This window comes from Geoglobus sp., assembly GCF_054018175.1.
In genome coordinates this window covers 1-11,597 of sequence record NZ_JBPLZQ010000037.1, presented here as the reverse complement: position 1 = coordinate 11,597, position 11,597 = coordinate 1, and the positions used below count along the sequence as shown (strand labels likewise).

Sequence of the window (11,597 nt, the reverse complement as noted above, 5' to 3'; positions counted from 1 at the left end):
GTGAAAATGCTGGACGAGAATCTCAGAAGAGAGATTGCGGTTCTTTCGGGAAAGCTGATGGCCCTCACCGCGCAGACGGCTCCAAAGTCGAGAGGAGAGGACGACGTGGAGATTGTCCTGATAGAGGGTGAGGAAAAGGAAAGGCTCGCTCAGAAAATGGTTGAAATGGCCAACGAGCCAAACAGGGATGCGAACTTTGTGAGAGACGGCGAGAGCGTTAAGAAGGCTGACGCGGTGCTCCTGATTGGAGTTTACGGGAGAAAGCCGATAAGAGTGGGCTGCGGAGCCTGCGGGTTCAAGAACTGCAAGGAGTTCGAGAAGGCTGAAAGGAAAAAGGGGAAGGACTTTGTGGGCCCCAACTGCGCGTTCAAGCTCATCGACCTCGGAATAGCAATTGGATCTGCCGTGAAGCTCGGATCTATGCTCGGGGCAGACAGCAGGGTGATGTACAGAATCGGAGCAGCTGCAAAGGAGCTCGGAATGGCAAGATCTGATGTAGTGATGGGAATCCCCATAGCAGTTACCGGCAAGAATCCGTTCTTTGACAGATGAAGGTCCTGGACTTCCCCTCCACTCCTTTTTCGAGGAAGCTCGCCGAGGCCTACGGCTACGACGAGTTCATAATACGGCGGTGGGAGAGGTTTTTTGGGCGCGACGAGACAGAAAAGCTTGTGAAGGCGATGGAGAGCGTGCCAAAGTACATAAGGGTTAACACGCTGAGGTGCGACGAGAAAAAGATCGTGCAGAGGCTCGAAAGAAGGGGTTTCAGAGTTGAGAGGACTGACGTGAGGTTCTGCTACAGAGTGGAGGAGGAGCCGTACAGCATCGGGGCCACTCCGGAGTACCTCCTCGGGTACTACTACGTGATGGACAAGAGCTCGTGCATCCCCCCTCTTGCCCTCGACCCGCGGAGTGGAGAGGTGGTGATAGACTTCGCAGCCTCACCCGGCGGAAAGACCACGATGATCGCCCAGCTGATGAACAACAGGGGCAGGATCATTGCGATAGAGGGAAACGCAGAAAGGATTCAGCCACTGGTCGACAACATCCACCGGATGGGTGTATTGAACACCGCGGTGGTTCACATGAACTCCGCTTACTTCTGGAGGACCGGGATAAAGGCCGACAGAATTCTGCTCGACGCCCCCTGCACGGGAGAGGGGATAATTCACAAGGATCCGTCCAGGAAGACGTCGAGGGGGAAAGAGGACATACTGTTCTGTTCTGGACTGCAGAGGGACATGCTTGAGTCTGCTATAAAGAGCCTCAGGCCAGGAGGTGTCCTCGTCTACTCCACGTGCTCCCTCACCCCCGAGGAGAACGAACTCGTGATAAACGAGGTCCTGGAGAGGTTCGACGTGCACCTGGAGGATATTGAGCACGGCGTTCCCGCACTGACGAGGGTCGGAGACCTGAAACTCAACCCCGAGCTGAAAAAGGCCAGGCGCTTTTTCCCCCACATTCACGAATGCTCCGGATTCTTCGTTGCGAAAATTGTCAGGGATGGTAGTCCAGCTCGAGAAACTTCTTCATGAGTATCAGGTCCGAGAGCATTCTGCGGTACTTCCTGTTTATTCTGTGCCTCAAAACCCGCATGTAAACCTTCCAGTCGCTGCCCTCACTCCTCCACTTCTCCACGAACTCGGTGAGTGACATCTCCCCGCTGACGTAATCGAGCCAGTCCTGTATGAACTCCCTCTCCCTCCGCGAAAGGCACATGCTTTCCGGCTGTTACGGAAATTGATAACGGTTTCGGTCCTTAGCGCACCCCCTAAGCTTTCGAATCACATGCGTGCCCCAGGCAAATGCTGTGATCGAAGCGAGGATGTTGCCGAGAACGACCCCGTATATTATGCCGTCAAATCCGAGAGAGAGGTGGAAGGCCAGAAGGTACGCGAAGCTGAGCTGGAAGATCAGAGTCCTCAGGACGGTTATGGCAAACCCGTTCTCACCCCGTCCAATTCCCTGGAACAGCGACACGGTCATTATGCCGAGCGGAGCGAAGACGAGAAATACCGGCAGAATCCGGAGCGTTTCGACGAGCATGCTGTATATCCTCACAGACGCTTCGCTGTACGTGAAGAACATCGCGAGGTACCCGGACAGAGACACGAAGAACAGCACAATGACAATCTCAACCAGTACCGCAACCTTTATCGCGTATCTGTAGGCCCTCTCCAGCCTATCCACGTTTCTCGCTCCAAACGCGGCACCCATGACTGCTGTTCCTGCCCCCGAAAGACCGAAAAGCGGGATGAATCCAAAGTGAACCGTTCTCCAGGCGCTCGTGAAGACGGCTATGCCGTCGGAGTCACTCACCCTTACGATGAGCGCGTTTATGAAAATCAGCGAGATTGACATCGTGAGCATGGAGAACGCCGACGGCAGACCGACGCGAAGTATGTCAAAAACGATCGTTCTGCTCGGACGGAACTCTCTGAAGGACACATTCACATACGTTTTCGAGTTGTAAAAGATCCAGTAAGCGAAGAGTGCCGAAGAGAAGAGCATCGAAAGGACGCTTGCATAAGCAGCTCCGGCTATGCCGAGACCCATCAGGTATATGAAGATCGGGTCAAGGACGATGTTGAGGAGCGAACCGGCCACGTTGGCGTACATGGAGCGCTTGGTGTTACCCTCGCCGTTCAGAATCCCCACGGCAACGTTGTTGAAAACTATGAACACTGAGCCAGCAACTACGATTCTGGAGTACGCGAACGCTTCCCTGAGAACGTTCCCGCTTGCTCCGAGAAATCTCAGGATTTCCTCCAGCCTGAAGTAGGTCGAGAGAATCAGAACAGACAGGACTGCCGCCATGGCCATTGAGTGGGCGGCTATGTTGTCCGCACCAGCCTTGTCTCCCGATCCGATCCTCCTCGCTATGGCCGAGCTCGTACCTATGCCGAGGCCGAGAGAGAGGGAGATGAACATGAAGAACAGCGGCATGAAAAGCCCTATCGCCGAGAGGGAGTCTGCACCGAGGCCGGACACCCACACACCGTCTGCAAAGTTGTAGAGAGTAAAGACGAGGTTGCTCACCATTATGGGTAAAGAGAGGCGGAGTATCGCCTTCTCAGGTTCTCCCGTCAGGACCCTGACGCCCTCAGTCTTCATCGCCAGCCTCCATCTCAAGAACGGGGCTCACGTCCGCTGCAAAATGCAGACCTCCCTTCAGCTCCATCTCCAGCAGGAGTTTTTTGATTGATGTGCCGGGAGAGTACCCCCCAATGCCGTTTTTAGCGACGACCCTGTGGCAGGGCACCACCACAGGCACGGGGTTCTTCTTCAGCGCGACGCCAACTGCCCTCGGAGATGTGTCAAGCCTTCTGGCGAGAGACGAGTACGTTTCGACTTTCCCGTACGGTATTTTTCTGACCTCCTGGAGAACCCTCCCCGAGAACTCGGTCGGATATGCCACGTCGAAATCGCTAAAGTCAACAACCCTGCCGGAAAAATAGTCGAGCAGCCTGCTTCTGAGCTTTCTCGCAGTAGACGTGAAAACAACCTCGTCGGGAATGCTATCGGTGAAGAACGCCCTCACGGCTACGCGATCTTCAAGCTCAACGACGAAGTTTCTGTGCCACTCAACGACCACCCGCTCAAACATCCGTTCCCGCAATATCTCTCAGCCTCTTCACTCCGTCGATTTCCCTTATAACCCTCACCACCGGCTCTGGAACCAGATCTTCCCACCTCTCACCACAGATCATCCTCCTCCTTATCTCGGTGCCCTGGTAGCTCACCCTGTTGAAGAGCCTGGTTTTTCTGACCTCATAGCCTGCCTCCCTGAAGAGCCTGATGACGAGGGGGTTGTTGCTGTAAACCACATCAAAGTAGGGGGTCATGGACACAACGTGGCTCACCCACAGACTGTTCCTGTAAACGTCCTCAAGGGGGATTATGTACACCTTCTTCCCACTCTCGCCGATCAGTTCCGCAACTGCCCTGTCAACCATCATCACTCTCTCGCCGGCTGTAAACGGGTTCTCTATGGTGTGACTCTCCTGAGCGCTTCCAATGCCTATCACCACCTCGTCAACCTCGGAAAATATCTCCCTCAGAACCTCGTGATGACCGAGGTGGTACGGCTGAAATCTGCCAATGAAGAATGCCCTCATTGCTCCTTTCTCACCACCCTGACTATGTCATCCCTGAGTTTCCTGCCTGTCCGCTTCTCCCACTCCTCTATGGGAACTCCGTACTCCGCCTGAATCCTGTCCCTGTAAATCTCGGGAATTACGTTGAACGTGCAGAACGGGATTATCCTGCCGTCTGGAGTTGCGTAGTGGATCTCACACCTCTCGACTCTCGATATGTCGTAGTTGTAGAGGTCCATGAAGTGCATCATCCCTATGAAGAGAGCGTTGATGTGGAACTGCCCGAGGGTCGAGTAGTCGTGCCTCACGAGGATGTCGAAGAGGATTCTGCTTATGTCGAAAGGTGCCCTCTCACTGTCAACGAATCTTCTGAGGTCGACTATTCCCTTGAGCGCCCTGACGGTTTTGATTCTGCTCTTGGATATCTCCTCCGCCTTCTCGTTGAGGTACTCAAAGAAGCCCTCCACGTCCACGAACCTCGTTATCGGCACCATCCTGCCATCCATCTTGAAAACGTAGGTGGCCATCCCGCATGCAAAGTGGGTTGTTAGCTCGTACTGGGGCTTTCCTGTTATGGCCTCAACGAAGTGAGATATGGGTGAAACGCTCGGAACGGGATAGAAATCCTCCCTCGAGATTTCGCCATTCGTCTGCTCCTCTATTTTCTTTATTGCATCCGGGATCGTAATCCTGATCTGCTCCCTCTCCTTCCTCGGGACGCTGCCGGTTATACTGACTGGCTGGAAGTTCACTCCTCGGACTATGTCGATGTTCTGGAACCCGAACCGTATTATGTCTCCGAGCTGGTGGTCGTTCACACCCTTGATGACCGTTGGAACCAGAACGACCCCCAGTCCTGCCCTTCTGCAGTTCTCGAGGACCTTCGGCACCTCGTGGTGGTTCTTGGGGTTCGTTTTCTCATCAACGCCATCAAAAGACAGGTAGATCGTGTTCACACCAGCCTCCCTCACCCTGACTGCCAGCTCCGGATCTCTCGCGAGCCTTATTCCGTTGGTGTTGAGCTGCACGTGATCAATGCCCTCCGCCTTGATTGCCCTGATTATGTCTATGAGATCGTCCCTGAGCGTCGGCTCTCCTCCTGTGAGCTGAACCGCATTCGCCCCTATGGGCTTCAGGTTTCTCGCAGTTCTCACCATCTCGACTATCTGGTCAACGGTCGGTTCGTACACGTAACCCGACCTCTTCGCGTAGAAGAAACAGTACCAGCAAGCGAGATCGCAGCGATTGGTCAGAACGATGTTCAGCAGGGCGGTGTGGCTCCGGTGGTTGGTGCACAGCCCGCACGTGAACGGGCAGCTCGACTCCTCCATGATTGGAGTTTCTACACCGTGCCCGTCGTGCGCAAACCTCATTGCCTTCCTGAACATCTCCGCGTCTCCCCAGTACACGTCCTCGAACTCCCCGTGCTCCTCGCAACGCTTGCTTATCATCACCCTGCCATCCTCTTCGTAAACGCGAGCGGGAATGACCTTGAGGCACTCTGGACAGAGTGATCTGGTCCCGTAATCGATTGATTTCACGTCACCACCTCCAATATTATCTCGGTCAATTTATCGAAAACGATATATCAACGTTTCGTATCCCGGGATTATGCTGTGGACGTTAATTAAAACTATCTGGCTTTTTCTCCCCGCGTATACTCCCAACAACTTCGCGGTGCTCTCCGGAGGTGGAAGGCCGATAGACATGGGGAAAAATTTTGTGGATGGGAGGCGTATTTTGGGGGACGGCAAAACGTTCAGGGGGTTTGCCGGGGGGGTTTTTGGGGGCGTATTAACGGGAATAATTCAGTACCTCGCAGAGCCGCTGCTCGGCCTAAGCTACTTCTCATCCCTCCCTTTCACATCAGCACTCTCACTCTTCCTGCTTCTCTCCACAGGCTCTCTCGCCGGAGACATGCTCGGCAGCTTCATAAAGAGGAGACTCGGCATAGGCAGAGGTGAGAGAGCGCCGGTCCTCGACCAGCTCGACTTCCTCGTCATCTCAATAGTGTTTGCATCATTCCACAGCGACTTTTCCTCACTCTACTCTCCCGAAGTCCTGCTGCTGGCGATCATCATAACCCCCGTCCTCCACAAGCTCATTAACGTGATAGCCTACCTGCTGAGGCTGAAGGATGTCCCGTGGTGAAAACACTTTTAATGTTCTGTTACAACAGTCACACATGGAGTGCATGCACGACCCCGGAATTGAGTGCAGGTTCAACCAGAAGTGTTCCTCCTGCCCCCTCATCGAGGGGATCATGAGGGACTATCCCCACTGAAGCTTTCCGAGAGTGTACGCGAGTCTCCTCCTTACAGGAATTCTCCTCCCCTCCACGGCCGTTTTTCTCTCGGCAATGCTTTTCCTAAGGTCACCCTCAAACCTCGTCACACCGTAACCGACCTCGAGGGCGCTGTGAGCGTCGCTTCCAGCTATACCGGCCTTGCCGTACTTCAGAGCGTACTTCCGTGCCAGCCAGTTGAACAGTCCCGTCACGTACTTGGCGTTGAAGACTTCAACCGCGTCCACATGTCTGAAAAGCTCGGGCCTGAAAACCCCTCTCCGCTCCACCTGAAAGGGGTGGGAGATCGCACATATCCCTCCCATCCTCCTGACCTCGCTCGCGGTCTCTTCCAGACTCATTCCGCTCTCAATGTCCTCTTCAACGTAAAAGGCAAGGAGGTGTCCGTCTGACGTAGTTATTTCCACCCCCGGGATCACCGTGACGTTCAGGTTCTCGTCCCTCGCAAAGTCAATCGCCGCGAGGCTGCCCTGAACAGTATCGTGGTCAGTGATGGATATCAGCGAGAGACCGATCTCCTCTGCCCTGAGAACTATTTTTTCCACTCTGTCAAGCCCGTCGCTGTATGTGGAGTGAACGTGAAGCTCTGCCCTCAACATGGGAAGGTTTTTTGATTTGAGGTGAAAATAAACTTTATGAGGATTCTGCTCATAACAGGGAAGCTCGCGGAGAATATTGTGAGGGCAAACTCACTCGGCAATGACGTTCACGTTGCAGACGTCGATGTCGCAGCGTTCATCACAGAAAAGCATCTGAAAGACCTCGATTTGTCCGATTATGACCTCGTACTCGTTCCCGGACTGGCCAAAGGAAAGTGGAGGGAACTCGAAAAAGAGAAAAACACGAAAATCAGGCTCGGACCGGTTCACGCATACGACATCCCGAAGATTCTGGAGAAGGTGGGGAGCGTTGAGCTCTCCCACGAGATTCCGGCCGACAGGATTGTCGACATTGGAAGGGAGAGAGAGCTTGTGGAATTGGTAGAAAGAGAGGAAAGAGGAGTGTTCAGCATAAACGGCATACCGATCGGTGGAAACAGCAGGATGAAGGTTGTGGCCGAGATAGTGGACGCCACAGAGCTCAGGAGAGACGAGCTGATAAGCAGGATAGAGTACTACACTGAAAGCGGTGCGGACATCATAGACCTCGGAATTCCGCTGAGCTTTTCGCCTGAAGACGTGAAAAGAGTTGTCAGAATAGCCAAGGAGTTTTGCGATGCGGTCAGCATCGACACGTTCTCGGTTAAAGCCATAAAAGCCGGTGTGGAGAGCGGCGCGGACATGATAATGAGCATCTCCCATGCCAACCTCAGAGCGCTGGATTTCATAGAGGATCAGGCCGTCGTGGTTGTGGACAGAAACGTGGAAAGGCTGTCCTGGCTCGTGAAGCTCGCCAGAAGCAGGACTGAGAAGGTGATAGCAGATCCTGTTCTGGACGTGGACGGATTCGTGAGGTCTGTTGAGAGATACTCCGAGTTCCGGAGAACCGATCGCACCACTCCCATGCTGTTCGGTGCGGGAAACGTTACGGAGCTGTTTGACGCAGATTCAATCGGGATCAACGCACTCCTCGCGCTTATTGCAGAGGAGGTCGGGGCAAACCTGCTGTTCACAACCGAGGCGAGCTCCAAAACGAGAGGATCTATCAAAGAGCTCAGAATCGCGAGTTACATGGTCAGGGGTGCGAGGATGAAGAGGACCCCGCCAAAGGACCTCGGAATGAGCCTGCTCGTTCTGAAGGAGAAGGTCAGGTATCCGGAGGCACCAGTGCCGGGAGACTGTGAAGGTGCCACCGAAAGCGGAGAGTTCCATCGAGATCCCCTCGGAGATTTCAGAATATGGATCTCAGGTGACAGAATAGTCTGCAGCCACGAAAGAGCATGCATCTCGGGACAAAGCGCGAAGAGCATAACAGACACCGTCCTCAGGAAGGGGCTCGTAAGCAGGCTGGATCACGCCGCATACCTCGGGAGAGAGCTGACGAAGGCCGAAATTGCACTGAGGCTGAAGAAGAGCTACGTGCAGGACGAGGAGCTTAACTTCGGGTACTACAGCAGGAGCTGAAAAATTGTCAGAAAACGAAAACTGCCGCTGAAACCACGGTCGTGGTTTCCCTTACCTCCACAACCCTCGTTATGTTGAACGTCTTCGCGGGCTTGATCCCAAATGCCGTCTCGAGCATGAATGCTGCGCTTTCCTCAGCCTTCCTGCCAACATCATCTCCCGTGTAGACACCGTGGTACTCCGTCAGATACCCGTGCAGAGACGGATCTGAAGGGATCGCAACGCCAACGCTCGCGTAGATCTTCTCCCCCTCTCTATCGCTCGTTTCTCTCGACATGACGCAGAAAACTATCTGACCGGGATAGAGCTCCTTCAGACCGTCCTCTATCCCCACCACCTCGCACTGCGGGGGAAATATGCTGCTAACAGTTACGAGGTTGAACCTCTCGATGCCGGCATCTCTCAACGCGAGTTCAAAGCTGACCAGCGCATCTTCGTGTCTGCCAACTCCGGACGTGAAGAACACCTTCTTAGGCACCAGAAGCTTGTTGGCATCGAGAGCCAGGCTATCAGCCCTTGGAAATCCCTCTGTTCCGTTTTCAGTTCTCACATTGCAAGTTTTCGAAATCAGATATTTAAGGCTTTTGGCACTCAGGGGAAAAGAAAAACATCCGTAATCTCTTCGGCCTCGAGACTGAGTTCCCACTGTTCCCTGCACTCACACTCCGTTTTGAACACGTTTCTATCCTGGGTGAGCGAGAAGAGCCTTATTTCACTCACCACCCTGTCGTCGCATACATAGCAGTTGTGGGGCCCCCTGCTCTTACCACCAGCAACGGGATCACAAATTATCTCGGTTCCTGCACTCTCCAGCACTTTCACGGCGCTCCAGAGCCACGGAGGTCTGTAAACCTTCATCTGCCAGAGCTTCTCAACGTAGGTCTTCCTGTGCACGGTCATGAGGTTCAGGGAAATGACGTCCGCGTAACTACTCACGTCCTTAACAGATCTGAGAACGTCGTCGATAGCCTCCCTCTCACTGAGCAGCGGCGGTTTCATGAGCAGATACGCCTTCACCCTCGCAACTCCCCGCAGGATCTCGCTCGCAGTTACAAAGTCCTCGAACGAGAAGCCCTTGTTTATCAGCAGGTCCCTAAGGTCGTCGTTTGATGTCTCAAGGCCTATTCCCACCTCCACCTCAATACCGGCGTTTTCGATCTCCTCCGCAACACCCTCAGTAATGAACTCCGGCCTGCTCTCAACAACGAGCTTCTTAAAGCCCATCTCCACGGCCTTGGAGTATATCCTCTCCCTTGTCTCCCTCGAAACCTCCCGATCGTCAAAGAAGCTGCCGGATGTGAAAATCTTAAGGACCTCGGCACTTCTCCCCTCCACAGCCCTCAGAAACTCCCCGAACACCTCCTCCTGCGTTGCACTCCTGCTGGAGTCGAGCGTGTAACTGCACATCAGACATGCGTCCCACGAACATCCCTTAGTGGGAAGTATGACTGTCAGGCAGTCAACGATGTCACCGCTGTACCTCTCCTTTTCCTTCCAGACCTTCAATAGAATCTCCTCCTGACTGCCCTGTACTTTTCCCCGAAGTACAGCCCAACCGCGAGCCCTCCGAGGTGAGCCACGTAAGCGACTCCGGTGAATATCGAGAACGGTGTCATGAGCAGGTTGTAGAGGGCAAACAGCACAACCGCCATCCTTATGCTCAGCGGTACAATGAAGAACAGCAGGACCCTTATTTCAGGTGCGATGACCGCGAGCGTCCCCATTATCCCGTAAATCGCTCCAGAAGCGCCAACTGCCGGTGCAAGCGATCCAGTTGCGTATGAGAACAGGATGTACATGACGTTACCGGCTATTCCGGATGCGAAGAACACCTTGAGGTACTCCCTCCCGCCGATCCTCCTCTCGAGTTCACTTCCAAAGAACAGAAGAACTATCGCGTTGACGAGGTAGTGATCGAAGGAGCCGTGAAGGAACATGCTCGTCACAAGCTGCCACGGACGAACGAAAAATTCGCTTGGATAAAGGGCGAGCAGACCGAAAACAGGTCTGAAGATCAGTGAGACCGCGAACATCACGGTGATTATCGCAAGGATGACGTTGTTGTAACCGTAAATCTCAAAAGGATTCCTCTTCCTGCCGAGCGCCGGATCGTAGTATGTGAGGTCCACCCGATCCTTTTTCCTCTGACTTCTCCTGCCAATGTCCCTCTTGACCTTCACGGGTATGTCGTACAGACCCTCACACCCGTGTTTCTCCGGCAGCCTGTGACCCGAGCAGAAGACTCCGCCACAGTAGCTGCATCTGTAAGGCAGCACCTCTTCCCTACCGCAAACGTCGCATTTCGCCACTGATCCGATTGGGAATTGGCAATATTTTAAATTTTCTCAAGGAGGTTTGAGTACTCCCTGATCTTCCCGTCACTGTAGTTCGACAGCCACGAAAGCCAGCAGAGTTCGACCGCCAGGTATCCGAGCTCCCTTGCGATGCCTTCCGAAAACCTCACAAACTCGATGGCATCTTCCGGAGCGTCCAAATGTCTCTCGACGAATCTCCTGACTATGCGATCCGGCATCACCGTGTCGATCCCGCCCATCATCCGCAGGTACTGGAACGTGTTTATCCCCGCACCCCTTACACTGAGCCACTCTCTCCAGCTGTCCAGCTCAGCCCTATCCGCCCACGTCCTCAGCGCATTCACACCCTCCCCGTACTCGGCGAGAGTCTCGATGACCCCCTTCACCACCATCCAGCTGCGCCTGTTTCTCCAGACACAGTAAAACTCGCTTTCATCGGACCTGAGAACGTCCTCGAAGGCCGCAATTTTTCCAGAATCGACGAACCTCCTCTTGAACTCGAGAACTCTCGGAACCACCACAGAAAAGTAGTTCACACCCACAGATGTGATGGCAGCATCCACAACCATCAGTACCGCATTCCCGCCGTACCTCTCAGACCGGAGAACCCTCCTGCAGAACCGGAGAGTCTCCGGAGATTTTGACGCGACCCTGTCGAGCTCATCCTTCAGAGCTTTCGACAAGCCTTATCACCTTCTCAGGTTCTATCTGGTAGGACTGGATGATTCTCGCGACTTCCTTGAACTCGCGGATGTTGTTGTCGAGGAGGTACTGGAGGATTTTCTCGCGGATTCTGAGTTCCTGCTCGAGCTCCTTT

15 protein-coding genes are annotated in these 11,597 nt (G+C 54.0%); 4 read left to right on the top strand and 11 right to left on the bottom strand.

Features of this window, described 5'->3' with window-relative positions:
* Nucleotides 1–6 precede the first annotated feature (6 nt).
* The gene (locus tag ACXJJC_RS02955; RefSeq protein ID WP_456369335.1) at nt 7–552 is read left to right on the top strand and encodes a ferredoxin domain-containing protein; all 546 of its coding nucleotides are present in this window, start codon (nt 7–9) and stop codon (nt 550–552) included.
* A complete protein-coding gene (locus ACXJJC_RS02950) occupies nt 549–1,535 on the top strand; it encodes an NOL1/NOP2/sun family putative RNA methylase (RefSeq protein ID WP_456369334.1) in 987 nt (328 codons plus the stop codon). The genes ACXJJC_RS02955 and ACXJJC_RS02950 overlap by 4 nt, the downstream gene beginning before the upstream one ends.
* On the opposite strand, the gene ACXJJC_RS02945 is transcribed toward ACXJJC_RS02950, so the two are convergent.
* The 5 genes from ACXJJC_RS02945 to tes are packed head-to-tail and all read right to left on the bottom strand — an operon-like array spanning nt 1,498 to nt 5,638.
* Nucleotides 1,498–1,719, bottom strand: a complete 222-nt coding sequence (locus ACXJJC_RS02945; protein ID WP_456369333.1) for a hypothetical protein — start codon at nt 1,717–1,719, stop codon at nt 1,498–1,500. The two genes, ACXJJC_RS02950 and ACXJJC_RS02945, sit on opposite strands and share 38 nt — an antisense overlap.
* 12 nt (nt 1,720–1,731) lie before the next feature.
* Nucleotides 1,732–3,114 (bottom strand): MATE family efflux transporter, encoded by a 1,383-nt coding sequence (locus tag ACXJJC_RS02940; RefSeq protein ID WP_456369332.1) that lies wholly within the window; start codon nt 3,112–3,114, stop codon nt 1,732–1,734.
* On the bottom strand, nt 3,104–3,595 hold the full coding sequence (locus ACXJJC_RS02935) for a methylated-DNA--[protein]-cysteine S-methyltransferase (protein ID WP_456369331.1): 492 nt from the start codon (nt 3,593–3,595) through the stop codon (nt 3,104–3,106). Before ACXJJC_RS02935 ends, ACXJJC_RS02940 begins: the two co-directional genes overlap by 11 nt.
* A gap of 4 nt (nt 3,596–3,599) precedes the next feature.
* Nucleotides 3,600–4,118 carry a nicotinamide-nucleotide adenylyltransferase gene (locus tag ACXJJC_RS02930; protein ID WP_456369330.1) on the bottom strand — a complete coding sequence of 173 codons (519 nt, stop codon included), beginning with the start codon at nt 4,116–4,118 and terminating at the stop codon, nt 3,600–3,602.
* Nucleotides 4,115–5,638 carry a tetraether lipid synthase Tes gene (gene tes, locus ACXJJC_RS02925; protein ID WP_456369329.1) on the bottom strand — a complete coding sequence of 508 codons (1,524 nt, stop codon included), beginning with the start codon at nt 5,636–5,638 and terminating at the stop codon, nt 4,115–4,117. Before tes ends, ACXJJC_RS02930 begins: the two co-directional genes overlap by 4 nt.
* 70 nt (nt 5,639–5,708) lie before the next feature.
* Between tes and ACXJJC_RS02920 the strand changes: the two genes are divergently transcribed.
* Nucleotides 5,709–6,248: a CDP-2,3-bis-(O-geranylgeranyl)-sn-glycerol synthase gene (locus tag ACXJJC_RS02920; protein ID WP_456369328.1), complete on the top strand. Its 540-nt coding sequence runs from the start codon at nt 5,709–5,711 to the stop codon at nt 6,246–6,248.
* 120 nt (nt 6,249–6,368) lie between these two features.
* Here ACXJJC_RS02920 and ACXJJC_RS02915 read toward each other — a convergent pair whose 3' ends face one another.
* Nucleotides 6,369–7,001, bottom strand: coding sequence for a PHP domain-containing protein (locus tag ACXJJC_RS02915; RefSeq protein WP_456369327.1), 633 nt, complete (start codon nt 6,999–7,001; stop codon nt 6,369–6,371).
* A gap of 36 nt (nt 7,002–7,037) precedes the next feature.
* On the opposite strand from ACXJJC_RS02915, the gene ACXJJC_RS02910 reads away from it, so the two are divergent.
* A complete protein-coding gene (locus ACXJJC_RS02910) occupies nt 7,038–8,465 on the top strand; it encodes a dihydropteroate synthase-like protein (RefSeq protein ID WP_456369326.1) in 1,428 nt (475 codons plus the stop codon).
* Between the two features lie 7 nt (nt 8,466–8,472).
* On the opposite strand, the gene ACXJJC_RS02905 is transcribed toward ACXJJC_RS02910, so the two are convergent.
* From ACXJJC_RS02905 to ACXJJC_RS02885, 5 genes are read right to left on the bottom strand one after another with little or no spacing between them, the layout of a single operon-like run.
* Nucleotides 8,473–9,015, bottom strand: coding sequence for a pyruvoyl-dependent arginine decarboxylase (locus ACXJJC_RS02905; protein WP_456369325.1), 543 nt, complete (start codon nt 9,013–9,015; stop codon nt 8,473–8,475).
* Between the two features lie 41 nt (nt 9,016–9,056).
* On the bottom strand, nt 9,057–9,971 hold the full coding sequence (locus ACXJJC_RS02900) for an archaeosine biosynthesis radical SAM protein RaSEA (protein WP_456369324.1): 915 nt from the start codon (nt 9,969–9,971) through the stop codon (nt 9,057–9,059).
* Nucleotides 9,968–10,774 carry a rhomboid family intramembrane serine protease gene (locus ACXJJC_RS02895; protein ID WP_456369323.1) on the bottom strand — a complete coding sequence of 269 codons (807 nt, stop codon included), beginning with the start codon at nt 10,772–10,774 and terminating at the stop codon, nt 9,968–9,970. Before ACXJJC_RS02895 ends, ACXJJC_RS02900 begins: the two co-directional genes overlap by 4 nt.
* Before the next feature lie 26 nt (nt 10,775–10,800).
* A complete protein-coding gene (locus ACXJJC_RS02890) occupies nt 10,801–11,463 on the bottom strand; it encodes a DUF8548 family protein (RefSeq protein ID WP_456369322.1) in 663 nt (220 codons plus the stop codon).
* Nucleotides 11,441–11,533 carry a hypothetical protein gene (locus tag ACXJJC_RS02885; protein WP_456369369.1) on the bottom strand — a complete coding sequence of 31 codons (93 nt, stop codon included), beginning with the start codon at nt 11,531–11,533 and terminating at the stop codon, nt 11,441–11,443. Before ACXJJC_RS02885 ends, ACXJJC_RS02890 begins: the two co-directional genes overlap by 23 nt.
* Between the last annotated feature and the right edge of the window lie 64 nt (nt 11,534–11,597).

Bases quoted from the DNA above. Each gene is read 5' to 3' on its own strand.
- ACXJJC_RS02910 (WP_456369326.1), top strand. From the start codon at position 7,038: ATGAGGATTCTGCTCATAACAGGGAAGCTCGCGGAGAATATTGTGAGG.
- ACXJJC_RS02915 (WP_456369327.1), bottom strand. From the start codon at position 7,001: ATGTTGAGGGCAGAGCTTCACGTTCACTCCACATACAGCGACGGGCTT.
- ACXJJC_RS02955 (WP_456369335.1), top strand. From the start codon at position 7: ATGCTGGACGAGAATCTCAGAAGAGAGATTGCGGTTCTTTCGGGAAAG.
- ACXJJC_RS02920 (WP_456369328.1), top strand. From the start codon at position 5,709: ATGCTGTGGACGTTAATTAAAACTATCTGGCTTTTTCTCCCCGCGTAT.
- ACXJJC_RS02950 (WP_456369334.1), top strand. From the start codon at position 549: ATGAAGGTCCTGGACTTCCCCTCCACTCCTTTTTCGAGGAAGCTCGCC.
- ACXJJC_RS02940 (WP_456369332.1), bottom strand. From the start codon at position 3,114: ATGAAGACTGAGGGCGTCAGGGTCCTGACGGGAGAACCTGAGAAGGCG.
- ACXJJC_RS02930 (WP_456369330.1), bottom strand. From the start codon at position 4,118: ATGAGGGCATTCTTCATTGGCAGATTTCAGCCGTACCACCTCGGTCAT.
- ACXJJC_RS02945 (WP_456369333.1), bottom strand. From the start codon at position 1,719: ATGTGCCTTTCGCGGAGGGAGAGGGAGTTCATACAGGACTGGCTCGAT.